The sequence below is a fragment of the Mesorhizobium sp. M7A.F.Ca.ET.027.03.2.1 genome (assembly GCF_003999175.1).
In the GTDB taxonomy this organism is placed as follows: domain Bacteria; phylum Pseudomonadota; class Alphaproteobacteria; order Rhizobiales; family Rhizobiaceae; genus Mesorhizobium.
In genome coordinates, this window is the sequence record NZ_RZOM01001727.1 from 1 (window position 1) to 667 (window position 667).

Consider the following 667-nt stretch of genomic DNA (forward strand, 5'->3'; position numbering starts at 1 on the left):
CTCATCGACGTCGCTGGTTTCGGGCCGCGGCTCGTCCTCGGACCGAACGAAACCGGCGTCGACCTGGAGCTTGCCGTTCGCGGCAAGCGTAACGAACGCACCGGCAATCACCTTCTGGGCGGGATCGTAGCTTTGAGGACGATCATCGATCGCATCGAGCTCGGCACCCAGCTGGTCGAGCTTCGCCTCGATTGCTTCGTCGGCATCCTCGGCCTTGGCATAGTCCGCATCCAGCTTGTCGTATTCGGCCTTCAGCGCGTCGTACCGTTCGATCTCCTCGGCGCTGAGCTCCTGCGCCTCGGCGTAGATGCGCCGCATGCCGGAGGTGTGGCCATAGGGAAAGCTGATCGCCGCCTCCACCCATTTCCAGCCTTCGGCGCGGATCGCCTCGGCATCCCCCTTCAGCCTGTCAAAGACAAGCTGCTCTAGGAGTGCGGCATCCTGGAACCAGCCGCCGGAATCCTGCTCGAACAGATCGCGAAGGATGACGCCTCCAGCCGCTTCATAGGCTTCGGCACCGACATAGACGGCCCGGCGATCATCAGCTCGGACCGTCGTTTCGGTCAGCAGGCGCCTGATGTAATAGGGTTCCTGCGTGTGCGAGCTGGCAATCCGCTCCCAGACCTGTTCCTGGCGCGCGTGATCGTCCGAGATCGAAAACCTGTCT

The 667-nt window shown here is 62.8% G+C and carries 1 pseudogene; it reads right to left on the reverse strand.

Going from position 1 to position 667, the window contains the following annotated elements:
- A pseudogene (locus tag EN750_RS37685) lies at positions 1 to 667 on the reverse strand (DNA-binding protein); the annotation flags it as partial.